Genomic DNA, 21,433 nt, shown 5'->3' on the forward strand with positions numbered 1-21,433 from the left:
GATCAAATTTCGTCCGGCAATTTGAGGTGGTGACGATGCTTAAGTAAAATGAGAAATAGTTATTGGGGTTATTCCTAAACGGAATTGGCACTGGGGGGTGCAAACGTCGCGGTCATGGACGGGAGGGGGCTTCGCTATTTTGTCGAGGTGGTGCGTCAGGGCGGCTTCACGCGTGCCGCCAGGGTGCTGAACGTCACTCAGCCAACCATCAGCAAGATGATCCGACAACTGGAAGAGAACTTGGCCGCCTCCCTGCTGGTTCGCAGCCCCCGGGGCATCCAACTGACAGATGCCGGGCGGATCGTCTATGAACGGGCGACGCAGATTCTTCGGGACATGAACGAGATGAAAGCCGAAGTGGACGCCCTCAAGGGAATGGTCCGGGGCTCCTTGCGACTGGGATTGCCCCCGACAGCGGGAGCGTCCTTTTTTCCGGGCGTGCTGGCCGAGTTCCGGCGGCGCTTTCCCGACGTCCGCCTTAGCGTGTTTGAACACGGCTGCAAACAGGTCACGGAATTGATCCTTGCCGGCGATCTCGATGTCGGCATCACCTTGATGCCCTTCGACGACAGGCAATTCGACGGCCTGCCCTTCGCCGAGGACACGCTGGTTCTGGTCGCGCCACGCACCGGCAAATGGTCTCGGCACGACGCCGTGGGTCTCGCCGAATTGGCCACCGAGCCGTTCGTGATGCTGACGGAGGAGTTCCTGACGGCGGTCCTTGTCCGCGAGGCGTGCCGCGCCGCCGGCTTCACGCCGACGGAGGCCGCCCACAGCGGGCAGTGGGATTTCCTGGTCACCATGGTGGAGGCCGGCCTGGGCGTCACCCTGCTGCCGGCCTCCATGTGCCAGGCGCTCAAACCCCACGGGGTCGCGATGGTGCCGCTCAAACCCGAGATCCGCTATCAAGTCGCCCTGGTCTGGCCCCGCGCCGGCTACCCGTCGTTCGCCGCCCGCGCCTGGGTCCGGTTGACGCGCGACATCCTGGGCCCGCCGCAACCGCCCGTCGTCCCCTGAACACCCGTCAGCGGCGGGGCGCGGCTTCGCTATGGAAGATGTAGAGGCCGGTGGCGATGACGATGGCGGCGCCGATCAGCGTGGCCGTCGACGGCGACACCCCCCACAACGCGAGGTCGAACAGCACCGCCCAGCCGATCTGGGTGTATTCGAAGGGGCTGACCACCGAAGCCGGGGCCAGCTTCAGCGCATAGGTCATGGCGATCTGGGCCAAGCCGCCGACGAGGCCGGCCCCCAGGTAGTAAAGCAGCACCCGCGGCGTCGGCGTTACCCACACCCAGGGCATGACGGCCGCCGCGATCGCCGCCCCGGTCAGCATGTAATAAAAGACGATGGTGTAGGGCGTTTCCGTGCTGCTGAGCTTCTTGACGAACAGGATGGTCAGCGCCCAGGCCAGCGTGCCGGCCAGGGCGAACAGGCTGCCGGTCTGGATGCCGCCGCCCGGCTTGAGCGCGACCAGCACGCCGATGAAGCCGACCAGGATCGCCGCCCATCGCCGCCAGCCTACCTTTTCGCCCAGCAGCGGGATGGCCAGCAGGGTGGCGAAGATGGGCACCGCCATCGACACCACCATGCCGTCGGCCAGCGCGATGCGCTGATAGGCGGCGAAAAAGCAGACATTGCTGGTGATCCCGGCAAGCGCGCGCAGCAGGTGGCCGAACGGCCGCTTGGTCTTCAAGGTCCCGAGCCCGCCCGAGGCCAGCACGAAGGGAATCACCAGGAAGACGGCGACGACGTTGCGGAAGAACACCGCCTCGAACGGGTGGTATCCGGGGCCGATCAGCTTGACGAAGGTGTTCATCACGGTGAACAGGCCGACCGCCAGGATCATCAAGAGGATGCCGGCGGCGACGGCGCGGCCGCCCGCGGTGGCCGGGGCGGAATTGGCGAAGGGGCGAGGGCTAGGCATGCCCGAAGCCGGGAATGCGCAGGCGATCCTCCAACTTGCGCAAAAGGAAGGTGGCCACCGTCACGATGACCAGATAGTAGGCGCCGACGACCAGGAAGACCTCGGAGAAGCGGAAGGTCTGGGTGGCGATCATCTTGCCCTGCCCGGTCAATTCCATGCAGGTGACGATGTAGGCCAGCGAGGAATACTTGATGAGGTAGATGATCTCGTTGCCGCAGCCGGGCAGCGCCCGGCGCACAGCCTGCGGCACGATGATGGAGAGCATCGACTGCCAGGTCGAGAAGCCCAGGGCCTGCGCCGCCAGAAGCTGGCCGCGCCGCGTCGCCAGCAGGCCGCCGCGGATGTATTCGGAATGGTAGGCGGCGCTACACAGCGCGAAGCCGATGACGGCGGCGCCATAGGGTTCCAGATAGATGCCGACGTTGGGCAGGCCGTAGTAAAGGAACAGGAGCTGGCAGACCAGCGGCGTGCCGCGGAAGACGGCGGCATAGGCGTTGGCGGCGACGTCGAGCCCGTAGGTTCCGTAAACCCTGAGCGTGCCGATGACGACGCCGAAGACGATCCCGAGGGCAGCGGCCGGCACGATCAGCTGGATGCTGACCGCCACGCCCTCGTTCAGCGCCGGCACCACCCGCCCGAACAGGAAGTCGAAAATCTCCATGGTTCAGTCCCCGCCCATCTCGGCCAGGCGGCGGCAGAAGTCGGCGGTGCGGGTGGCGGCGCCGGGGGCCAGCAGTTCGGCCGGAGCACCCCGCTCGATGATCTCGCCGCCTTGCATGAACAGGATCTCGTCGGCCAGCGCGCGGGCGAATTCCATCTGGTGGGTGGCCATCGCCATGGTCATGCCCGAACGGGCCAGCGCACGGATCACGGAGACCACCTCGCCGGTCAGTTCGGGGTCGAGCGCCGAGGTCGGCTCGTCCAGCAGCATCACCTTGGGGTCCATGGCCAGCGCGCGGGCAATGGAGACCCGCTGCTTCTGGCCGCCCGACAGCTCGGCCGGATAGTGCTGCGCGCGGTCGGCCAGACCCACGCGCTCCAGTTCGGCCATCGCCCGGCCCTCGGCCTCCCGGCGCGACTGGCCCTTCACCTTGCGCAGCGCGATGGCGACGTTGTCCAGCGCCGTCAGGTGGTCGAACAGGTTGAACTCCTGGAAGATCATGCCGACCTGCTGGCGGAAGGCGTAGAGCTCCTTGCGCGACTTCGCGTTGACCTCGCGGCCGTCGAGTTCGATGCGCCCCGAATCGGGGGTCACCAGATAGTTCATGCAGTGCAGCAGCGTGCTCTTGCCGCCGCCCGAGGGGCCGATCAGCACCTTGTGCTGGCCGGCGTTGAGCTCGAGCGACACCGATTTCAGTACCGCCTTGCCGTTGTAGGCCTTCGACACGTTCTCGACGCGAAGGATCGGGGTGTTTTGCATGGTCGTCCCTAGGTCCTTCCGTAACCGCGGATGGCCACCCGGCGTTCGAAGGCGCGCAAGCTCCGCACCCCCGCCCAGGTGAGCAGGAAGTAGAGCAGCGCGGCGGTGATGTAGAGGGGCATGTGCTGGTATTCGCGCGAGGCGACGAAATGGGTGCGGGCCATGATCTCGGTGGCCCCCAGCACGAAGACCAGCGCCGAGTCCTTGAGCATGATCGAATATTCGTTGGACCAGCCGGGCAGCGACAGGCGCAGCGCCTGCGGCAGGATGATGGTGGCGATGGCCTGGGCGTTCGACATGCCGAGCGCGCTGGCGGCGCGGAACTGGCCCTGGGAAAGCGACAGGATGGCGCCGCGAAAGATCTGCGACTGATAGGCCGCGCTGGTCATGCCGAGCACCAGGATGGCCGCCGCCACGGCGCCGAGGTTGAGCCCGATCAGGTGAAAGAGGCCGTAGTAGAAGAGAAACAGCAGCACCAGGATGGGCACGCCGCGGAAGAACCACACATAAAGGCCGGCCGCCCGGCGCGCGATGGCGTTGCCGTAGACCTGGCCGACCGCCAGCGGCACGCCGAGGACGAGCCCCAGCAGCATGCCGCCGATGACGATGACGAGCGTCGTCCCCACCCCGCCCACCAGGAAGGGCACCGCCTCGATCAGGACATCCAGGGTGTGCTGCATAGCGGCTTCTTAACCCAGCGGCCGGCCAAAGGAAAGGCGCGGGAGGTAATCCCGCGCCTTTTCCGGGCCGCCCGGACGGAACCGGGACTTACGGCTTGTGCTTGGCGATCAGGTCTTTCCACTGCTTGTCGGCCATCAGGGCCTTGTAGCCGTCGTTCAGCTTTTTCAGGAGCGCGGTATCTTCCTTGCGCACGGCGCAGCCGAAGGTGTCGACCTCGCCGAAGATGCCGGCGACCTTGACCGGCTTCTTCGAGGTGGCGTCCTTGGCCGGGGCGTCGTTCATGCCGGCGGCGTCGATGCGGCCGTTCAGCACGTCCTCGACCGCCATCGGCGAGGAATCGTAATAGCGCAGCGTGAAGTTCCAGCCGTTCTTTTCCTTGTTGTCCTTCAGCCAGTCGCCCTCGGGCGTGCCTTGCTGGACGCCGATCTTCTTGTCGCCCTTGAGCAGTTGGTCGACGGTGACGGCGGAATCCTTCTTGGTGACGAAGACGTTCTTCACTTCCCAGTAGGGGTTGGTGAAGCTGACCTGCTTGGCCCGTTCCGGCGTGATCGACATGCCCGAGCAGATGAGGTCGATCTTCTTGGCCAGCAGGCTGGGGATGATGCCGTCCCAGTCGACCGGCTGGTGGCTGACTTCGAAGCCCATCTTCTTGGCGATCCAGTCGACCGAATCGACGTCGAAGCCGCCCGGCTTGCCCGACTTATCGACGTAGGCGAAAGGCGGGAAGTTGGCGTCGATGCCGTTGACCACTTTCTGGGCCGCCGCGGGGCCGGCCATCAGGCCGCACGCCGCAACGACGGCCGCCACGACAGAGATTTTTTTGAACACGGTGCCGTTCTCCTCTCGAATGGATGTTCTTGATTCACGCGGACGAGCGTTTTTTGATTACCCTGGATGCCGACCTTATGTCCGACGGGGCGCGAAATCAAACGTTCCCGACGCCGCCAGGAGTTCTTCGCATGCCCCTTTCCGTCTATCGCCGTCCGTTCCGCCTGCTGCCCAACCGGGTGTGGCGCACCTACCAGGGCGGCGCCTTCCTCGACCGTATCGAGGGCAAGCCCGAGCCCCGGGACGGCAACCAGCCGGAGGACTGGATCGGCTCGGCGGTGGCGGCCTTGAACCCGGCCCGTCCCGGCCCGGCAATCCCCGGCGAGGGCCTGTCGATCGCCGAAGCCTGCGATGGGTGCCGCCTGCCGATGACGGCGGTGCTGGCCGACGATCCCGAGGCGGCGCTGGGGGCGGCCCACGTGGCGGCCTTCGGGGTCAGGCCGCAACTGCTGGTCAAGTTCATCGATTCGGCGGTGCGCCTTTCCATCCAGGCCCATCCCAGCGTGGCCTGGGCCAAGGCCAACCTCGGCGCCGCCAGCGGCAAGACGGAAGCCTGGTGGATTCTGGAGACCCGCCGGCCCGACGCCTGGGTGCTGGCCGGCTTCCAGCGGCCGCCGGGACGCGACGCCTGGCGGCGCATGATCGCCGAGCAGGATTCGGACGCCATGATGGCCTGCTTCGATCCCGTCCGGGTGGCCCCCGGCAACATCCTTCTGATCGAGGGCGGGCTGCCGCACGCCATCGGCCCCGGCCTGACCCTCCTCGAGATCCAGGAGCCGACCGACTTCGTGGTGCAGTGCGAATACGCCGACAAGACGCTGAAGGTGTCCGAATCCGCCCGCACCCTGGGCCTGGGCGCCGAGAAGGTGGTCGACATGTTCGACTTCACCGCCTACACGCCCGCCGAAGTCAAAACCCGCTTCGGCGCCCACCCAGCCCCGATCGCCGAAACCGAGGGCGGCCGCGAGCAAGCCCTGCTGGCGGCGCCCCGCACCCGGCTGCTGGAGGTGCGCCGCCTTTCCGTCACCGGCGCCTTCGCGCCCGCTTTCGACGGCCGCTATTCGATCCTCGTCGTGCTCGACGGCGAAGGCACGATCACCGTCGAGGGCGAGGCCATACCTCTCAAGCCCTGGACCCGCCTGTTCCTGCCCGCCGCCATCGAGGAAGCCCTTCTTACCGGCCGCATGACCCTGGCCCGCTGCCTGCCGCCCAAGCCGCCCGGCGCCTGACGCAGGGAACGCCGTCATTGCCCAAAACCGCAATGGACGGTATATGCGGGCGTCTTCCGTCGGATGAGAGGGGTTTCCCCGGTCATGTCGCGCCTGTTCGCCCTTCCCGCCCTGGGCCTCGCCCTCGGCGTCAGCTTCGCGTTGTGGGGGTGGTTGGGCCGCCCGGTGACGGTGCCCGACGTGCCGGGCGGGCGGCTGCAATGCGTGTCCTACACGCCCTGGCAGGGCCGCGAGACGCCGCTCAAGCACGAGTACAAGGTGGACGAACGGATCCTTCGCGACTCGCTGGCCGCGCTGAAACCCTTCACCAACTGCATCCGCCTCTACTCGACCCTCGGCCCCTATCCCGAAGTGGTGCGGATCGCCGACGAGCTGGGCATCGAGGTCATGCTCGGCATGTGGATCAGCAAGAAGGAGGCGTTGAACCAGCGCGAGATCGCCTCCGCGCTCGAACTGGCGGCGGCTTATCCCAAGGCGGTGCGCCTGCTGATCGTCGGCAACGAGGTCCTGCTGCGCCGCGAAATGTCGGGCAACCGCCTGGCCGGCATCATCCGCTCGGTGAGGGAGCGCACGACCCTGCCCATCGCCTATGCCGACATCCCCCATTTCTGGCTGCGCAACCGGATGGTGGCCGACGCGGTCGACATCGTCGGCATCCACCTCCTGCCCTACTGGGACGATCCGACGCCGACCACCATCGACAAGGTGCAGGAGCACCTGCGCAACCTCACCGCCAAGGTGCGCGTCGAGTTCCCCGGCAAGCCCCTGCTGATGGCCGAGGTCGGCTGGCCGAGCGCCGGGCGCACGCGCGGCGGCGCCGTGCCCTCGGTGGTCAACGAAGCGCGCTTCATGCGCGAGTTCACCGTATGGGCGACGGAACAGAAGCTCGACTACAACCTGATCGAGGGCTGGGACCAGCCGTGGAAGAAGGGGCCCGAAGGCACCGTGGGCGGCTTCTGGGGCATTCTCGATCGCGACCTCGAGCCCAAGTTCCCGCTGACCGGGCCGGTTTCCGAATGGCCGGCCTGGCGGGGCGCCGCGCTGTTCGCCGCCGCCCTTTCCGGCCTTCTGCTGCTGGCCCCCCTGGCCGGCGGGCGCCGCCCGACGGCGGTGGGCTGGCTCGGCCTCGGCCTGCTCGGCCCGGCATTGGGCGCGACCCTGGTCGGCCTCGGCCGCATGATGGAAACGGTGCCCTACACCCCCTTCGGCACGGTGGGCGTCGCCGGCCTCATGGCGGTGACCGTGTTCGGGGCCGGCCTCATCGCCCTGCACCTGGTGAACGATCCGGCGGTGGCGGGACTTCGTCCCGCGCCTTTCGACGCCGTCGTCGGCTGGCTTAAGCGGCCGTGGCGGCGGCCCGACGGCGACCTCGTGCTCGGCACCTTCTGGTGGGCGACCATGGGCGGCGCCGCCCTGATGGCGCTGGCCATCGCCTTCGACGGCCGGCACCGCGACTTCCCGACCCTCGGGATGTGGATTCCCGGGCTGGCGCTGCTGTGGCACACCCTGCGCACGCGGCCCGTCATCCGGCCCGGCGAGCGCCGCGAGGAAGCCTGGACGACCGCCGCCGTGGGAATCGCCGGCCTGTTCGGCAACGATTGGTGGGGCAACGTCGAAGGCTGGATGTGGATCGCCGTCTGCCTGCTGCTGGCGGCGCCGGGGCTTGGCGCGAGCTGGGCCGAGGCCCTACGGCTGGGGCGGCGCCTTTTCCAGCCGGACCAGGCGCAGGCCGGCCACGCAAAAAGCGACCACGGCCGCGCCGGTGTTGTAGAAAATCAGGCCCATCCCGGCCAGGAATAGGATGGCAAAGCCGAAGTTGCGGGCCGCCGTTTCGTTCCGCACCAGCCACAGCAGGAAGGCCAGCCCGACGACGACGGCACGGCCGGGCAGCGATTGCGCCGAGACGACGAGCGCGGTGCGCGGCCCGCACCACAGCGGCGCCTTGGCCGATTCGTCGCACAGAATGCCGATGGCAACCGGTTCGATCCACTCGTAGCGCAGCACCAGACCGACGGCGAAGCCGATCGCGGCCAGCACCAGGGCGCCCAGGATCGGCGCCTCGACGAACAGAACCCGCATCACCCGAACCATCGATCGAACCTTTCCGCCCCGTCCCGCAAGCCGTCGAATGGGGGCGGCCGATCTTAGAGCATTATCCGTTCGCCGAATCAATTCCGATGGCGCTGCGGCGCTCGCCGCCGGCAGCGGGCAACCCGGCCAGCAGCGCGCGGACGTGGCGGATCTCGTCGTCGTTCACGGTGTGGCCCATGCCGGGGTAGATGCGCTCGGCGACCTCGGCCCCCAGGCCTTCGAGAACGCCGGTCGATTCCTGGACGCGCCAAAGGGGAATGTGGCCGTCGCGATCGCCGCAGCCGATGAAGAGGGGCGTGCCGGCCAACGAGCCGGCATAGTCGCGGGCCGTTCCCTTCGGCCCGATCAGGCCGCCGCTCAAGGCCGCCACGCCGCCATAGCGCCGGGCGTGGCGGGCGGCGTATTCGAGCGCCAGGCAGGCGCCCTGGGAAAAGCCGGCGAGGACGATGCGCTCGGGGGAAAAGCCGGCCCGCCCCAGGTCCGCCACCGTGGCGTCGACACGGGCCAGCGCCTGGGTCAGTGCCGGCTCGTTGTCGGCGAGCGGAGCCAGGAAGGAATAGGGATACCAGGTGCGCCCGGGCGCCTGGGGGGCCAGGAAGGCCAGATCCGGCCGCCCCAGGGCTTCCGCCAGCCCCAGCATGTCCTCAGGCCCGGCGCCGCGCCCATGCAGCAGGACGACGGCGCCGGCGGCGCTTGCCAGCGGCGAGCCGGCCGTGAGGACATCGGCCGTCATGCCGCGCCCTCCAGGGCCGGCAGCACCGCTTCGAGTTCCGCCCGGTGCGCCTCCAGGAACGGCGGCAGCTTGAGCGCGCCACCCAGCGAGGCCAGCGGCTCGTCAATGGCGAAGCCCGGCTGGTCGGTGGCGATTTCGAACAGCGCGCCGCCCGGCTCGCGGAAATAGACCGAGCGGAAATACTGCCGGTCCTTCTGCTCGGTCACCGCCAGGCGATGATTTTCCGACAGCTTCTTCGCCATCGCCGCCTGGGCGGCGTCGTCGACGGCGCGGAAGGCGACGTGATGGACCGAGCCCCGCCCCATGCCACCGCGAAGGAACCCCTTGGCCTCGCGGATATCGACGAGGCCGCCGGCCCCGGCGTCGGCCCGATAGCGGATCCGCGGACCGTCGCGCCCGCTTTCGGCGAAGCCCAGCACGTCGGTCAGGATGGCGCCGGTGGGCGCCGCTTCCTCCAGCATCAGGGTGACGCCGTGAAAGCCGCGGATGGCGTGCTCGGCGGGGATGCCGTTCGCGCTCCAGGCTGGCTCGGCCTCGGCGCCGGCAACGCCGACCAGGGCCAGGCGCAAACCGTCGGGATCGGCGAATTCGAGCACCGGCTCGCCGAAGCGCCGGACCGGCGCGTCAACCGCCACGCCCTTCTCGATCAGCCGTTGCGTCCAATAGCCGATGGCCGCCGCCGGCACCCGGAAGCCGGTTTCCTGCGTCAGCCCGACGCCGGCGCGCCCGGCGCCCGCATGCTCCCACGGAAAAAAGGTGAGGATGGTGCCGGGCGAGCCCGCCTCGTCGCCATAATAGAAATGATAGGTGCCGGGATCGTCGAAGTTGACCGTCTTCTTGACGAAGCGCAGGCCCAGGGTGCGGGTGTAGAAATCGAGGTTGCGCGCCGCATTGCCGGCGATCGCCGTCACATGATGGATGCCTGACATGATCTGATCCTTTCATCCCGTCCGGTGGCGGGATCCCGTTGTCGCAACCTTATATCGCGCTGCCGGAATCAGGAAACAATCGGCGCAAAAATCACAAGACTGTCGCCAAAATATGGACAATCTTCGGCCGGCGACGCTTAGGCCCCGGGCAGCGGGATGAACTCGCTTTCCCCCGGCACCGGCCGGAAGCGCCCGCTCTTCCAATCCTCCTTGGCCTCCTCGATGCGCTCGCGGCGCGAGGAGACGAAGTTCCACCAGATGTGGCGCGGACCTTCCAGCGCGGCGCCGCCCAGCAGCATCAGGCGGGCGGCGCGGGTGGCCCGCACGGCGATGCGGTCGCCCGGCCGGAAGACCAGCAATCGCGGCCCCTCGAAGCGATCGCCGGCCACCTCGACCTCGCCCTCCACCACATAGACGGCCCGTTCCTCGTGGTCGGCATCCAGGGGCACGCTGGCGCCGGCATCGAGCATCACCTCGACGTAGAACCACTCGGACAGCCGCCCCACCGGCGAAGTGACGCCGAAGGCCGACCCGGCGATCACGCGTGCCCACGCCCCGCCGTCTTCGACGACCGGCAGGACGGCGGCGTCGAAGTGCTGAAAGCCGGGATCCGTTTCCTCGTGCGCGGCGGGCAGCGCGATCCAGCTTTGGATGCCGAACATCCCCTCGCCCGTCTGGCGGGCGGCGCCGGGCGTGCGCTCGGAATGGGCGATGCCGCGCCCGGCCGTCATCAGGTTCATCTCGCCGGGACGGATCTCCAGCGCGTTGCCCTCGCTGTCCCTGTGCATGATGCGGCCGTCGAAAAGATAGGTGACCGTGGCCAGCCCGATGTGTGGATGCGGCCGGACGTCCATGCCCTGGCCGCCGAGGAACTGCACCGGCCCCATCTGGTCGAAGAAGATGAAGGGCCCGACCATCTGCTTCTGCCCATGCGGCAGGGCGCGGCGCACGGCAAAGCCGCCAATGTCGCGGGCGCGGGGCACGACGACGAGATCGAGCGCGTCGCACGAGCGCTTGTCGCCCAGCACGGGGTCCTGACCGGGCATCCAGCTCATGGCGATCCTCCCTGGAAGATGTGCTTTCCACATGTGCGCCCGAAAGGCGCCCGTTCAAGACCCCGCAAGGCCGCGACGGCGACGTTGGTTTTACGGCTGCGGCCGGCCGATGCGGGCGATGGCGGCCTTGACGCGGGCCAGGGCGGCGGGGGCGACGGAAAGAGAGCGCAGACCGAGGTCGAACAGGCGATCGAGGTAGCGGGGATCGCCGCCCATGTCGCCGCACAGGCCGACCTCGCACCCGGTCTTGAGGCCATGCGCGACGACCCGCTCGATCAGGCCCAACACGGCCGGGTGGTCGGGCCGGGCCAGCGCCTCGAGGTCGCGGGCGCCGCGCGAAACCGCCAGGGTGTACTGGATCAGGTCGTTGCTGCCGATGCTGTAGAAGTCGGCGTCGAAGTCCTCGATGGCGAGCGCCGCGGCCGGCACCTCCACCATGATGCCCAGCGCCACCTTGCCGAAGCCGATGCGATGGGTCTTGAGATCGCGGCGCACCTTGTCGAGAAGGTCGCGCACCGCCGCCACTTCGTCGGGAGACGTGACCATCGGCAGCATGACGCGTACCGGCCCGAGGGCGGCGGCGCGCAACAGCGCGCGCAACTGCACACGAAAGACGGCGGGATGGCGCAGCGACAGGCGCACGCCGCGCCAGCCCAGGAAGGGGTCGGGCTCGTTCTCGGGCGACAGGCCGGCGATCGGCTTGTCGCCCCCGCCGTCCAGCGTGCGGAAGGTGACCGGCCGGCCGGCCGCCCATTGGATGATGCGTTCGTAGGCCTCGAACTGCCGCCGCTCGTTGGGCGGACGGCCGGCACCCTGGAACAGAAACTCGGTGCGCACCAAGCCGACGCCGTCGCAGTGGGAAGGCTCCAGGCCGTCGAGATCGGTCGGCCCGGCCACGTTGATCCCGACCCACACCCGCTCGCCCTCCGCCGTCACCGCCGGCCCCGGCAAGTAGAGTGCGACCTGGCCGGTCCGCTCGGAGAAGGCGATGGCCCGCCGCTCGAAGGCGGCCCTCTCGGCGGCCGGGGCATCGAGCACCAATTCGCCCCGCTCGGCATCCAGCAGGGCAGGCGCCCCGTCGACGAGGCCGGCGCCGCCGGCGAGCCCGACCAGCATCGGCACACCCTTGGCGCGGGCCAGCATGGCGACATGGCTGGAGCGGCTGCCGCCAGTCAGCGCGAGACCGCCGCCGTGGCTCCAGTCGATTTCGAGAAAGCGGGTGGGGCCGATATCCTCGGCGACAAGGATGGCGCCCAGGGGAGGCACCGCCGGCCGCCGGCCCAGCAGCAGGCGCGCCACCCGGTCGCGGACATCCCGCGTATCCGAATCGCGGGCCGTCAGGTAGGGAGCGTCCGCCGGCGCATCCACGGCATCGTCGACGGCGACCGTCGCGTTCCAGGCCTGCGCCGCCGAAGCGCCGGCGGCGATGGCGGCGTGAACGGGACCGATGAGGGTCTTGTCCTCCAGGATGCGGAGCTGGATGTCGAGGATATGGGCCGATTCGGGTTCGGGAGTTTTCGCAATCAGCCGGGCGATGTCGCGGCGGGCCGCCTCCATCGCCCGTTTCAGGCGGCGGCGTTCCTTGTGCGGCGTGGTGGCGGCAACATCGGCCGTCCGCTCCTGGGGCGTCAGGAGAAAGACCGTTCCCGCCGCCAGGCCTTCCGAGGCGACCACTCCCCGCCAGTGGCGCTCCGCCGCCCTGGCCGCCCTGCCCCCGATCTTCGGCACCCCCAAGACTCCATCCGCACCTGGGCACGAACGCCCGTCTCGGGCCAAGGGTAGGGGGGAAACGAAGACAAGAAAAGGGATCTCGCGCCGGCACACGCCCCCGCAGGCCGTCACCGCCTGGCGATGATCCAGATGGCGTGCACGATGCCCGGGATATAGCCCAGCAGCGTCAACAGGATGTTCAGCCAGAAGTGCAGGCCCAGCCCGACCTGGAGGAAGACGCCGAGCGGCGGCAGCAGAATCGCGAAGATGACACGGATGATGTCCAAGGCAGGGGCCTCCCGAAGGTGACGGCCCGCCGGAACGGACCTGCCAATGGAAACCGTGGAACGGATGGGAAGGTTCCGCTGCGGTTTTCCCGCGTCGGCAACCCTTTTTTGCGGGAACAATATGCGGCTCGTGCGGTTCGCCTCGTGGAGAATGTGCGGTTCCGCCGCGACGCGAACCCTGCCGCCCCGCCAATCAACACCATCGCGCCCATTCGCAGACAGGAGGTGTAGGTTTGACGCAATCGGATGCGACGAAGCAGATCTTCAGACAAATCGTGCCCCCCCGATATCGCGGAGCCATCCGCAGCTATGCCGCCCGGGCGGCCCACTTCGGCACCCGGCGGTTCTGTCCGTGCTGCAACAGCCACGTCCGGCAGTTCGGCCCCTATGGCGAGCAGCCGCGCTCGGACGCCATGTGCCCGGTCTGCGGGGCGCTGGAGCGTCACCGGCTGTCCGCGATGTTTCTGAACCGGCGCCAAGAACTGCTGGCCGGCTTAAAGCGCGTCCTGCACGTCGCCCCGGAACCGCCGGTCGAGCGGGTGTTGCGTAGATGGACGCAGGAATCCTACATCTCCTTCGACCTGTCCGAAGACAACGTCCTGGTACAGGGCGACCTCACCGGCATGCCGTTTCGCTCGCAGTCCTTCGATGCGATCTATTGCAGCCACGTGCTGGAGCACGTGCCGGACGACCTGAAGGCGATGAACGAGCTGCGCCGGGTCTTGCGGCCGGGCGGCTGGGCGATCATTCAGGTGCCGATCACCCGCCAGGCCACCTTCGAGGATACGTCGATCACGGACCCCGAGCGCCGCCGGCAACTGTTCGGCCAGCGCGATCACGTGCGGGTCTACGGCTACGACTTTCCCGACCGTCTGGCGCGGGCCCGTTTTTCGGTCAGCATCGAACGGCCGCAAACGGGCCTCGGGCGCAAAACGATGACCCGCTGCGGGCTCAACACCAAGGAAAACATCTTTTTCTGCACGAAGGCGCACTGACGGCCGGGCCTCCCGGCCTGGCGAACCCGCAAAAAAAACCGGGCCAACAAGTTGGCCCGGCGAGTTTTACAGGGAGGCTTCACGTCTGGGAGACGCTGGACCCGGCGTCCTAGGACCCGGGCCCAAAATTCGGGCATCGCGCCCGAACAGGTGAAAAATTAGTCGCATCCCGGCGAAAGGTCCAATGCCCGCTCGGCAGGGCAGCCATGCGGTTTCGGAAGGGCCCACGGCGAGCAGGACGCGCCTTGCCCTTTCTCCTCAGGCCGAAGCGTTGCGGGCCTTGGCCGGTCTGCCCCGCCATGCCTGGATGACATGCCACAAGACGGACACGATCGCCAGAACCAGGAAGACGCCGGAAATCGGGTTGGTCAGAAAGCCCAGAAAATCGCCGTCGGAAAGCATCAGCCCGCGGCGCAGGTTCGTCTCCGCCATCGGCCCCAGAATGAAGCCGAGGATGAACGGCGCGGCCGGGACCTTGAGTTTCACGAATCCATAGCCGATCAGGCCGAACAACAGGATCGTCCAGACGTCGAACACCCGACTACTCAGGCCGAAGGCCCCGACGACGCAAAGCACCAGGATGATCGGCAGCAGGATATGCTTGGGCACGGCAAGCAGCCTGATGAAGATGCGCAGGCCATAGAACTCCAGAACCAGCATCATCACCGTCGCCACCACCAGCGCGGCGAAGATCGTATAGACGAGCGGACCCTGGGTAACGAACAGCATCGGCCCCGGCTGGATGCCGTGGACCAGGAAGCCGCCCAGCATGATCGCCGTCACCCCGTCGCCCGGGATGCCCAGCGTCAGCAGCGGGATCATGGCGCCGCCGATGCCGGCGTTGTTGGCAGCTTCGGAGGCCACCAGGCCGTCGATGATACCGGTGCCGAATTTTTCAGGGTGGCGCGAGCGCTTCTTGGCGACGACGTAGGAGATCAGGTTCGAGGTGGCGGCGCCAATGCCGGGCAGGATGCCGATGCCGATACCGATCACCGAGGAGCGCATCGCGTTGGGCATCTGGCCGAAAAACTCCCGCAGCGAAAAGCCGAACCCCTTGATTGCTCTCAGGTTCACCGAGCCGGTGACGATGTCCCCCTCGTGCCTGACCTTTTCGGCGACGCCGATGATTTCCGAAATGGCGAAGACGCCGACCAGCACGGTAAGGATCTCGAAGCCGTTGTTGAGGTCCGTCTGGCCGAAGGTGAAGCGGCGGATGGCGTCGACCGGGGCGATGCCGACGGTGGCGAAGACGAAGCCGGCGACACCCGAGAACAGGCCCTTGATCATCGATCCGCTCGACAGCGTGGCGATCAGCGTGAGCGAGAAGATGGCGATCGAAAAATACTCGTGCGGGCCGAAACTCAGGGCGGCCTTGGCCAACGACGGGGCGATGAAGATCAGGGCGGCGATGCTGACGATGGTGCCGAGAAACGAGAACACGATGCCCACGCCCAGCGCCTTGGCGCCCTCGCCCTTTTCCATCATCGGGCCGCCGTCGAAGGTGGTGGCGATCGAGGCCGGCGTGCCGGGAATCTTGAGCAGGATCGCCGAAATCAAGCCGCCCGAGGTAGCGCCGATATAGAGCGCCACCAGCAGCGAGATGCCGGCGGCCGCGCTCATGCCATAGGTCAGGGGCAGGCACAGCGCGACCGCCATCACGGCGGTCAGGCCGGGCACGGCTCCGAAGATGATGCCAACCGCGACGCCCACTGTGACGAAGCCGATGATCTGCAATGTGAAGACGGCTGCGAAACCTTGCTGAAGCAAGTCCAACATCGATCGTCCCCCGTTAGCCCAGTAGTCCGGCCGGGAGCAGCAGGTCGAAGCCGAACCGGAAAGTGACATAGATCAGCGCCGCAGCAACGACGGCGATGCCCCCATAGGTGACATGGTTGACCTTGCGCCCCGTCGGGCTGAGCACCAGGAACTGAGCGTACAGGTAAAGGGCGGTCATGATGGGAAAGCCGACGTAGCCGAGCAGGGCGACATAGGCGACGATCAGTCCGACCGTCCTCAAGACGGTCGTATAGTCGACCCGCTCCGCTTCCACGTCGTTCGTGGCACTGCCGGCACCGGAGGCCACAGCCATCCGCCTGGCCGCGGCCAGTTGCATTGCCCCCAGCGTGACCATGAAAAAGCCGAGCACATAGGGCACGAAAGAAGCGTCTATGCCCCCCTTGCGTGGCAAGTCGAAGGTCAGGAAGAGATAGGCGAGGCCGGCGCACAGCATGACGAGACCGAGCGCGAATTCCCTTTTCTTGGTGTCATTCATGATCGATCCTCGACGGTCCGTGGCGGACATCGGTGCACCGCTGGTCCGGCCTCGATAGGTACGCTCAGGGTTTCTGGCGCAGCAGATCCTTATACTGCATGAAGTCGGTGCGAACCGCCTGGAGATGGGCGAGTGCCTCCTTCGTGCCATAGTAAGTCACCGGCTGCTTGAAGCCCTGCTCCAGATCCTTCGCATAGGCCGGCTGCTCGGTGATCTGCTTCATGACGCTCGCCATCTTCTCGACGATCGCCGCATCGGTGCCCTTCGGGAAGGCGACGATGTAGGGCTTTTCCATGACGAAGTTGACGCCGTTTTCCTTGAAGGTCGGGATGTTGCCCAGCAGCGGGTTACGCTCGCCGTTGAACTGCGCGAGAACCGCCATATCGCCCGTGGTGCCGTAATCTTTCACCGCGCCGAAGGTGATGGCGCCCAAGTCGATGCGGCCGCCCAGAAGCGAGGTGATCTTCTCGGAAGCCGAGCCGGTATCGACGATCTTGAGCTTCACCCCCGCGAGGTTTTGGAAAATAAGGCCTTGCAGGTGAGAGTAGCCGCCAAGTTCGGTGCCATAGATGACGGTGCCGGGCTGCGCCTTGGCCTTGGCGACCAGGTCGCCGACGGTCTTCAGGCCGGATTTCTTGCCGGCGACGAACACCGTGCCCTTGTCGACGCCGGCGATGCAGGAAATCGCAAAGGCGTCGATGCCATAATCGGCAAGGCCGGCGACCTCGTTGACGATCAACTGGCCGGTGTGGCCGAACAGCATCGTACTGCCGTCGGGCGCCGCGTTCTTCACCTGGGACGTCGCGATGGTGCCGCCGCCGCCACCCATGTTGGTGATGACCATGGACTTGCCGGTAATCTTCTCGAAGTATTTGGCCATGGTACGCGCGTTGAAATCGGTATCGCCGCCGGCGCCGGCCGGTACGATGACCTGGACCGTCTTGGCGGGCCAGGCCGTCGCATCCGCCGACATGGCGGAAGCGGCAGCCACCGACAGGACTGAAGCAAGCAGGCTGACACTCAGGGACTTTTTCATGATCCACCTCCTCTTATGATTCCAGATCGCGTGACCGATCAGAACCGAATTTGGATATTGATATTTTGAAATATCAGAATATCATTGTAAAGGTGATTCTTCATGGAGCCGCTTTATCAAGCCATGGACTGCCAAGTGGACAGCTACGTCGACTGCTCGACGTTCACCAAGATCAACCTGCGCCTGCCCATGGTGGCGCAGGTGTACGCGGCCATGCGCTCGCATATCATCGAACTGGCCTGGCGGCCGGGCCAGTTCATCGCCAAGGCCGATATCGCCGAAGCCCTCGGCGTCAGCCAATCGCCCGTTCGCGAGGCGCTGCTCAAGCTGGAGGCGGATGGCCTGGTCGAGATCGTGCCGCGGTCACGGACGGTCGTCACGTTCATCGACACCCGCCATGCGGTGGAAGCCCAGTTCCTGCGGGTCTGCATCGAGGTCGAGGTCGTGCGCACGATCGCCAACGGCAAGATCTTCGGGGCCGCGGCGACAGACTTCGAAAGCATCCTGAAGCACCAGGAGTTCTGCGCTTCGCAAGGGGACCTGGCAGGATTCTCCGCCTGCGACAACGAATTCCATGCCCGCCTCTGCCGGCTGGCCGGAGTCGAGGGCCTGTGGTCGGTGGTCATGGCGAGGCGCTCTCACATCGACAGGCTCCGCAGCCTCGATCTTCCCTCGCAGGGCAAGGTCGAGGCGGTTTTGCGCGATCACCAAGCCATCCTGGCGGCGCTTCGCGAAGGCAACGCCGAAAAGGCCGAGGCGGCGGTCCGCGCCCATCTGGCCGGCACCCTGGGGCGGGTGGAACGCCTGAAGGCGCGCCATCCGGAGTGCTTCGGCCCGAACGAAGAAATTCGGCAAACGTCATGACGGATTATCCGATCCGCAAACTGGCGCTCGATTTCGCCGTGGCAAGCATCCGTGAACGCTTCCTCAAGCTGACGACCGGGCAGGTTTACGACGTGCTGGCCGAACTCGGCCACCCCGGACGGGCGATGGAGCCCGGCATCTATCCGCTGGTCCCATCCATGAAGGTAGCCGGCCCCGCCTTCACCGTGCACGCAACCACCACACCCAGCATGGCCGCCGTCGACACCCGTCTGGCCATGGTGCAAAGCATGACCGAGGGATGCATCCAGATCCGCAATTCGGGCGGCAACTTCGACGTTGGCCATTTCGGCGAGATCAATGCCACCGCGGCCTTTGCCGCCGGCTGCCAGGGCGCCGTGCTGGACGGCTCGACGCGCGATTCGAACTGGCTGATCGAGATGGGCTTTCCGACCTTCTGCCGGTACCGCAGCCCAGCGCAAAGTTTCGGGCGCTACATGGTGACCGACTACCAGGTCCCGATCTTCGTGCGCGGCATGGACGGCCACCTCCTGGTCGAACCCGGCGACTTCGTGGTCGGCGACAACGACGGCGTCGTCATCGTGCCCAGGGCGCTGACCCTCGAAACCCTGGAGAGAGCCGAGAAAAAAGCGGCCAGCGAGACGTTGAGCCGGGCCGAAGTGGCGGCCGGCAAAAGCCCGCTCGACGTCCAGGAAAAATACGGCAAGTTCTGAAGCCGGCGGCCCACCGCGCCGCCTGGAGGATACGTCATGAAAATCGAAAAGATCACCGTCACGCCGATCGCCATTCAGGACCCGCCGTTGCTCAACGTGCTGGGCATCCACCAGCCCTACGCGCTGCGTTCGGTGATCGAGGTGACGGCCGACAACGGCCTGGTCGGGTTGGCCGAGACCTATGGCGACAGCAACACCCTGAACGGCCTCAATCGCGTCAAGGACCTGTTGCCCGGGCTCGACCCGTTCCGCCTCAACGAACTGCAAGCCCTGGTCGAACGCGGGCTGGCCGGCATGGCGGTCAAGGACGGCAGCATCCTGGCCCCCGGCACCATCCCCGAGCGGGCCAAGGCCATCGCGTTTGCCGCCTTCGAAACCGCCTGTCTCGACCTCCAGGGCAAGCTCCTGGGGCTGCCGGTGGCCGAGGTGCTGGGCGGACGGGTCCGCGACGCGGTGCCGTTCAGCGCCTATCTGTTCTACAAGAAGGGCCGCCATCTCGGCGCCGCCCACGACGATCCCTACGGCGCCGCCGAGACGCCGGAAGCCGTGGTCCGCCAGGCCAAGGCGTTCGTCGTCGAATACGGCTTCAAGTCGCTCAAGCTCAAGGGCGGGGTCTACGAACCGGCGGTCGAGATCGAGACCATGCGCCAGCTGCGTCGCGCCTTCCCGGACCATCCGCTGCGTCTCGACCCCAACGGCGGCTGGACGGTGAAGACCGCCATCGCGGCGGCGCGCGAGCTTTCGGGCACGCTGGAATACCTGGAAGACCCTGTGCTCGGCTTCGCCGAAAGCGCCGAGGTGGCCCGCGCCATCTCGATGCCGATCGCCACCAACATGGTGGTGGTCAGCTTCAAGGATCTGGCCGAATCCATCCGCCATGGCTCCGTCCAGGTGGTCCTCTCCGACCACCACTACTGGGGCGGCATGCGTGCCACCCAGAGCCTGGCCCAGATCTGCTCGATCTGGGGGCTGGGGCTGTCCATGCACTCCAATTCCCACCTTGGCATCAGCCTTGCCGCCATGGTCCACGTCGCCGCCGCCTGCACCAACCTGACCTACGCCTGCGACACCCATTACCCATGGCAGCAGGACGAGGTGGTAACGGGCGGCAAGCTCAAGTTCGTCGACGGCGCCCTGCCGGTGCCCACCCGTCCTGGTCTCGGCGTCGAGATCGACCACGACGCGCTCGACCGCCTCCATCGCCGGTATCTGGCCTGCGCGGACCTCGACCGCGACGACGTCAAGGAAATGCGCAAGTACGTCCCCGACTGGAAGGGCACGCTGCCCCGGTTCTGAGGGCTTAAAAGCGCGCCGAAGCCGTTTGGCGGCCGAAATCGCATCGACGCGCGGTGCGGTCATGCTGTTATATGCTTAGGGAAATGAAACCGGGATCGCGGGGACGCGGATCCCGGCCAGTTCACCGTCTTTCCAGGAGTCGACAATGGGATCACTGACGGATAAGCGGGCTTTCGTCACCGGCGCCGAACAGGGCATCGGCAAGGCCGTGGCCGAAAGCCTGCTCAAGGCCGGCTGCGACATCGCCATCCATTACTACATGGGCGAGGACGGGCCGAAGGAAATCATGGCCCTCGCCGCCTCTCTCGGCCGCCGGGCTTCCGCCTTCCAGGCCGATTTGACGGACGAAAAGGCGGCCGTCGAAGTGGTGGCGAAAGCGGCGGCGTTCCTGGGCGGCCTCGACGTACTGGTCAACAACGTCGGCGGGCTGGTCGAGCGCCGGTTGTTGGGCAACGTCGACGTGGCCTTCTGGCGCACCGTCATCGACATCAACATGACAACCATGATGCTGGTAACGCGCGAGGCGGTACCGCACCTCGCCAAGGCCAACGGCGCCTCCATCGTCAACCTGTCGTCGCTGGCCGGCCGCAAGGGCGGCCACCCCGGATCGCTGGTCTATTCGATGACCAAGGGCGCGGTCCTGACCTTCACCCGGGCGCTCGCCAACGAGCTGGGGCCCCAGGGCATCCGCGTCAACGCGGTGGCGCCGGGGCTCATTCTCGGCACCCGCTTCCACAACACCCATACGACGAAGGCGTCCGCCGACGAGACCATCCGGGGCATCCCCCTGGGCCGGGCCGGCGATGTTTATGACATCGCCCGGCCGATCGTCTTTCTGGCGTCGGAATACGATGGGTTCATCACCGGCGAAACCCTCGACATCAACGGCGGAGTATACTGCGCCTAGCCATCCCCCCACCCTTTCGAGAAAGAGGCGTCGCATGCTCAAGACCCGGCTTCTTCATCCCGAAATCCTTAAGGTGCTCGGCACCTCCGGCCATTTCTCGCAAGTCCTGATCGCCGATGGCAACTATCCGTTCGCGTCGCGCTCGGGGCCCAACGCCACCGTGGTCTACCTCAACCTGACGCCGGGGATTCCCAAAACCACCGAGGTGCTCGACGTGCTGCTCGACGTCATTCCCCTGCAGGGCGCCGCGGTCATGAAGATCCCGACCGGCGAGGTGGCGCCCATCCAGGACGAGTACCTCAGGATGCTGCCCGCGGGCATCGAGCTGAAGCGCCTGGATCGGTACGACTTTTACGACACCGTCTGTTCGCCGCTCACCACGCTCGTCGTCGCCACCGGCGAAAAGCGGCGATTCGCCAACCTGCTGCTCACCATCGGCGTGGTGAAGCTGGAGCAAAGCGAGACGTACTAGCCAATAGAA

Annotated in this window: 23 protein-coding genes; 9 read left to right on the forward strand and 14 right to left on the reverse strand. The window is 66.8% G+C overall.

Annotated features, from left to right (window positions below):
• Positions 1–114 precede the first annotated feature (114 nt).
• The gene (locus tag ODR01_RS00090; RefSeq protein WP_316975551.1) at positions 115–1,017 is read left to right on the forward strand and encodes a LysR family transcriptional regulator; all 903 of its coding nucleotides are present in this window, start codon (positions 115–117) and stop codon (positions 1,015–1,017) included.
• A gap of 7 nt (positions 1,018–1,024) precedes the next feature.
• Here the strand turns inward: ODR01_RS00090 and ODR01_RS00095 are convergent, their stop codons facing one another.
• The 5 genes from ODR01_RS00095 to ODR01_RS00115 form a co-directional block, all read right to left on the reverse strand.
• The gene (locus tag ODR01_RS00095; protein ID WP_316975552.1) at positions 1,025–1,927 is read right to left on the reverse strand and encodes a DMT family transporter; all 903 of its coding nucleotides are present in this window, start codon (positions 1,925–1,927) and stop codon (positions 1,025–1,027) included.
• Entirely contained in the window at positions 1,920–2,588 is a 669-nt protein-coding gene (locus ODR01_RS00100) for an amino acid ABC transporter permease (protein ID WP_316975553.1), read from the reverse strand. Before ODR01_RS00100 ends, ODR01_RS00095 begins: the two co-directional genes overlap by 8 nt.
• Before the next feature lie 3 nt (positions 2,589–2,591).
• Positions 2,592–3,347 carry an amino acid ABC transporter ATP-binding protein gene (locus ODR01_RS00105; protein ID WP_316975554.1) on the reverse strand — a complete coding sequence of 252 codons (756 nt, stop codon included), beginning with the start codon at positions 3,345–3,347 and terminating at the stop codon, positions 2,592–2,594.
• Positions 3,348–3,355: 8 nt separating this feature from the next.
• Positions 3,356–4,027 carry an amino acid ABC transporter permease gene (locus tag ODR01_RS00110; protein WP_316975555.1) on the reverse strand — a complete coding sequence of 224 codons (672 nt, stop codon included), beginning with the start codon at positions 4,025–4,027 and terminating at the stop codon, positions 3,356–3,358.
• 88 nt (positions 4,028–4,115) lie between these two features.
• Complete coding sequence (locus ODR01_RS00115) at positions 4,116–4,856, reverse strand: ABC transporter substrate-binding protein (RefSeq protein ID WP_316975556.1); 741 nt, start codon at positions 4,854–4,856, stop codon at positions 4,116–4,118.
• Between the two features lie 131 nt (positions 4,857–4,987).
• Between ODR01_RS00115 and ODR01_RS00120 the strand changes: the two genes are divergently transcribed.
• Both ODR01_RS00120 and ODR01_RS00125 read left to right on the forward strand, forming a co-directional pair.
• Positions 4,988–6,085 (forward strand): class I mannose-6-phosphate isomerase, encoded by a 1,098-nt coding sequence (locus ODR01_RS00120; RefSeq protein WP_316975557.1) that lies wholly within the window; start codon positions 4,988–4,990, stop codon positions 6,083–6,085.
• Positions 6,086–6,169: 84 nt separating this feature from the next.
• Positions 6,170–7,885, forward strand: a complete 1,716-nt coding sequence (locus ODR01_RS00125; protein ID WP_316975558.1) for a glycoside hydrolase family 17 protein — start codon at positions 6,170–6,172, stop codon at positions 7,883–7,885.
• Here ODR01_RS00125 and ODR01_RS00130 read toward each other — a convergent pair.
• The 6 genes from ODR01_RS00130 to ODR01_RS00155 form a co-directional block, all read right to left on the reverse strand.
• The gene (locus ODR01_RS00130) at positions 7,772–8,176 is read right to left on the reverse strand and encodes a hypothetical protein (RefSeq protein WP_316975559.1); all 405 of its coding nucleotides are present in this window, start codon (positions 8,174–8,176) and stop codon (positions 7,772–7,774) included. The genes ODR01_RS00125 and ODR01_RS00130 overlap by 114 nt on opposite strands.
• Positions 8,177–8,237: 61 nt before the next feature.
• Positions 8,238–8,909 carry an alpha/beta hydrolase gene (locus ODR01_RS00135; protein ID WP_316975560.1) on the reverse strand — a complete coding sequence of 224 codons (672 nt, stop codon included), beginning with the start codon at positions 8,907–8,909 and terminating at the stop codon, positions 8,238–8,240.
• Positions 8,906–9,838, reverse strand: coding sequence for a ring-cleaving dioxygenase (locus tag ODR01_RS00140; RefSeq protein ID WP_316975561.1), 933 nt, complete (start codon positions 9,836–9,838; stop codon positions 8,906–8,908). Before ODR01_RS00140 ends, ODR01_RS00135 begins: the two co-directional genes overlap by 4 nt.
• 137 nt (positions 9,839–9,975) lie before the next feature.
• Positions 9,976–10,893: a pirin family protein gene (locus ODR01_RS00145; protein ID WP_316975562.1), complete on the reverse strand. Its 918-nt coding sequence runs from the start codon at positions 10,891–10,893 to the stop codon at positions 9,976–9,978.
• 90 nt (positions 10,894–10,983) lie between these two features.
• On the reverse strand, positions 10,984–12,621 hold the full coding sequence (gene ptsP, locus ODR01_RS00150; RefSeq protein WP_316975563.1) for a phosphoenolpyruvate--protein phosphotransferase: 1,638 nt from the start codon (positions 12,619–12,621) through the stop codon (positions 10,984–10,986).
• 110 nt (positions 12,622–12,731) lie between these two features.
• Complete coding sequence (locus ODR01_RS00155) at positions 12,732–12,890, reverse strand: YqaE/Pmp3 family membrane protein (RefSeq protein ID WP_316975564.1); 159 nt, start codon at positions 12,888–12,890, stop codon at positions 12,732–12,734.
• 233 nt (positions 12,891–13,123) lie between these two features.
• Between ODR01_RS00155 and ODR01_RS00160 the strand changes: the two genes are divergently transcribed.
• Positions 13,124–13,885, forward strand: coding sequence for a class I SAM-dependent methyltransferase (locus tag ODR01_RS00160; RefSeq protein ID WP_316975565.1), 762 nt, complete (start codon positions 13,124–13,126; stop codon positions 13,883–13,885).
• Positions 13,886–14,143: 258 nt separating this feature from the next.
• Here ODR01_RS00160 and ODR01_RS00165 read toward each other — a convergent pair whose 3' ends face one another.
• The 3 genes from ODR01_RS00165 to ODR01_RS00175 form a co-directional block, all read right to left on the reverse strand.
• Positions 14,144–15,661, reverse strand: a complete 1,518-nt coding sequence (locus tag ODR01_RS00165; RefSeq protein ID WP_316975566.1) for a tripartite tricarboxylate transporter permease — start codon at positions 15,659–15,661, stop codon at positions 14,144–14,146.
• 13 nt (positions 15,662–15,674) lie between these two features.
• Positions 15,675–16,157 carry a tripartite tricarboxylate transporter TctB family protein gene (locus tag ODR01_RS00170; protein WP_316975567.1) on the reverse strand — a complete coding sequence of 161 codons (483 nt, stop codon included), beginning with the start codon at positions 16,155–16,157 and terminating at the stop codon, positions 15,675–15,677.
• Between the two features lie 64 nt (positions 16,158–16,221).
• The gene (locus ODR01_RS00175) at positions 16,222–17,193 is read right to left on the reverse strand and encodes a tripartite tricarboxylate transporter substrate binding protein (RefSeq protein ID WP_316975568.1); all 972 of its coding nucleotides are present in this window, start codon (positions 17,191–17,193) and stop codon (positions 16,222–16,224) included.
• Positions 17,194–17,295: 102 nt separating this feature from the next.
• On the opposite strand from ODR01_RS00175, the gene ODR01_RS00180 reads away from it, so the two are divergent.
• From ODR01_RS00180 to ODR01_RS00200, 5 genes are all read left to right on the forward strand, one after another.
• Positions 17,296–18,057, forward strand: coding sequence for a GntR family transcriptional regulator (locus ODR01_RS00180; RefSeq protein ID WP_316975569.1), 762 nt, complete (start codon positions 17,296–17,298; stop codon positions 18,055–18,057).
• Positions 18,054–18,749 carry an RraA family protein gene (locus ODR01_RS00185; protein WP_316975570.1) on the forward strand — a complete coding sequence of 232 codons (696 nt, stop codon included), beginning with the start codon at positions 18,054–18,056 and terminating at the stop codon, positions 18,747–18,749. Before ODR01_RS00180 ends, ODR01_RS00185 begins: the two co-directional genes overlap by 4 nt.
• A 36-nt stretch (positions 18,750–18,785) precedes the next feature.
• Positions 18,786–20,045, forward strand: a complete 1,260-nt coding sequence (locus ODR01_RS00190; protein ID WP_316975571.1) for a glucarate dehydratase family protein — start codon at positions 18,786–18,788, stop codon at positions 20,043–20,045.
• A gap of 145 nt (positions 20,046–20,190) precedes the next feature.
• Positions 20,191–20,952 (forward strand): SDR family NAD(P)-dependent oxidoreductase, encoded by a 762-nt coding sequence (locus ODR01_RS00195; protein ID WP_316975572.1) that lies wholly within the window; start codon positions 20,191–20,193, stop codon positions 20,950–20,952.
• A 34-nt stretch (positions 20,953–20,986) separates the two neighbouring features.
• On the forward strand, positions 20,987–21,424 hold the full coding sequence (locus tag ODR01_RS00200) for an RbsD/FucU family protein (protein WP_316975573.1): 438 nt from the start codon (positions 20,987–20,989) through the stop codon (positions 21,422–21,424).
• Positions 21,425–21,433 lie beyond the last annotated feature (9 nt).

Origin of the sequence: Shumkonia mesophila (assembly GCF_026163695.1) — a bacterium.
GTDB classification, from domain to species: Bacteria; Pseudomonadota; Alphaproteobacteria; order Rhodospirillales; family Shumkoniaceae; genus Shumkonia; species Shumkonia mesophila.

Excerpts from the sequence above, each read along its gene's own strand:
- ODR01_RS00090 (WP_316975551.1), top strand. The coding sequence starts at position 115 with ATGGACGGGAGGGGGCTTCGCTATTTTGTCGAGGTGGTGCGTCAGGGC.
- ODR01_RS00095 (WP_316975552.1), bottom strand. The coding sequence starts at position 1,927 with ATGCCTAGCCCTCGCCCCTTCGCCAATTCCGCCCCGGCCACCGCGGGC.
- ODR01_RS00100 (WP_316975553.1), bottom strand. The coding sequence starts at position 2,588 with ATGGAGATTTTCGACTTCCTGTTCGGGCGGGTGGTGCCGGCGCTGAAC.
- ODR01_RS00105 (WP_316975554.1), bottom strand. The coding sequence starts at position 3,347 with ATGCAAAACACCCCGATCCTTCGCGTCGAGAACGTGTCGAAGGCCTAC.
- ODR01_RS00110 (WP_316975555.1), bottom strand. The coding sequence starts at position 4,027 with ATGCAGCACACCCTGGATGTCCTGATCGAGGCGGTGCCCTTCCTGGTG.
- ODR01_RS00120 (WP_316975557.1), top strand. The coding sequence starts at position 4,988 with ATGCCCCTTTCCGTCTATCGCCGTCCGTTCCGCCTGCTGCCCAACCGG.
- ODR01_RS00125 (WP_316975558.1), top strand. The coding sequence starts at position 6,170 with ATGTCGCGCCTGTTCGCCCTTCCCGCCCTGGGCCTCGCCCTCGGCGTC.
- ODR01_RS00130 (WP_316975559.1), bottom strand. The coding sequence starts at position 8,176 with ATGGTTCGGGTGATGCGGGTTCTGTTCGTCGAGGCGCCGATCCTGGGC.
- ODR01_RS00135 (WP_316975560.1), bottom strand. The coding sequence starts at position 8,909 with ATGACGGCCGATGTCCTCACGGCCGGCTCGCCGCTGGCAAGCGCCGCC.
- ODR01_RS00140 (WP_316975561.1), bottom strand. The coding sequence starts at position 9,838 with ATGTCAGGCATCCATCATGTGACGGCGATCGCCGGCAATGCGGCGCGC.
- ODR01_RS00145 (WP_316975562.1), bottom strand. The coding sequence starts at position 10,893 with ATGAGCTGGATGCCCGGTCAGGACCCCGTGCTGGGCGACAAGCGCTCG.
- ODR01_RS00165 (WP_316975566.1), bottom strand. The coding sequence starts at position 15,661 with ATGTTGGACTTGCTTCAGCAAGGTTTCGCAGCCGTCTTCACATTGCAG.
- ODR01_RS00170 (WP_316975567.1), bottom strand. The coding sequence starts at position 16,157 with ATGAATGACACCAAGAAAAGGGAATTCGCGCTCGGTCTCGTCATGCTG.
- ODR01_RS00175 (WP_316975568.1), bottom strand. The coding sequence starts at position 17,193 with ATGAAAAAGTCCCTGAGTGTCAGCCTGCTTGCTTCAGTCCTGTCGGTG.
- ODR01_RS00180 (WP_316975569.1), top strand. The coding sequence starts at position 17,296 with ATGGAGCCGCTTTATCAAGCCATGGACTGCCAAGTGGACAGCTACGTC.
- ODR01_RS00185 (WP_316975570.1), top strand. The coding sequence starts at position 18,054 with ATGACGGATTATCCGATCCGCAAACTGGCGCTCGATTTCGCCGTGGCA.
- ODR01_RS00190 (WP_316975571.1), top strand. The coding sequence starts at position 18,786 with ATGAAAATCGAAAAGATCACCGTCACGCCGATCGCCATTCAGGACCCG.
- ODR01_RS00195 (WP_316975572.1), top strand. The coding sequence starts at position 20,191 with ATGGGATCACTGACGGATAAGCGGGCTTTCGTCACCGGCGCCGAACAG.
- ODR01_RS00200 (WP_316975573.1), top strand. The coding sequence starts at position 20,987 with ATGCTCAAGACCCGGCTTCTTCATCCCGAAATCCTTAAGGTGCTCGGC.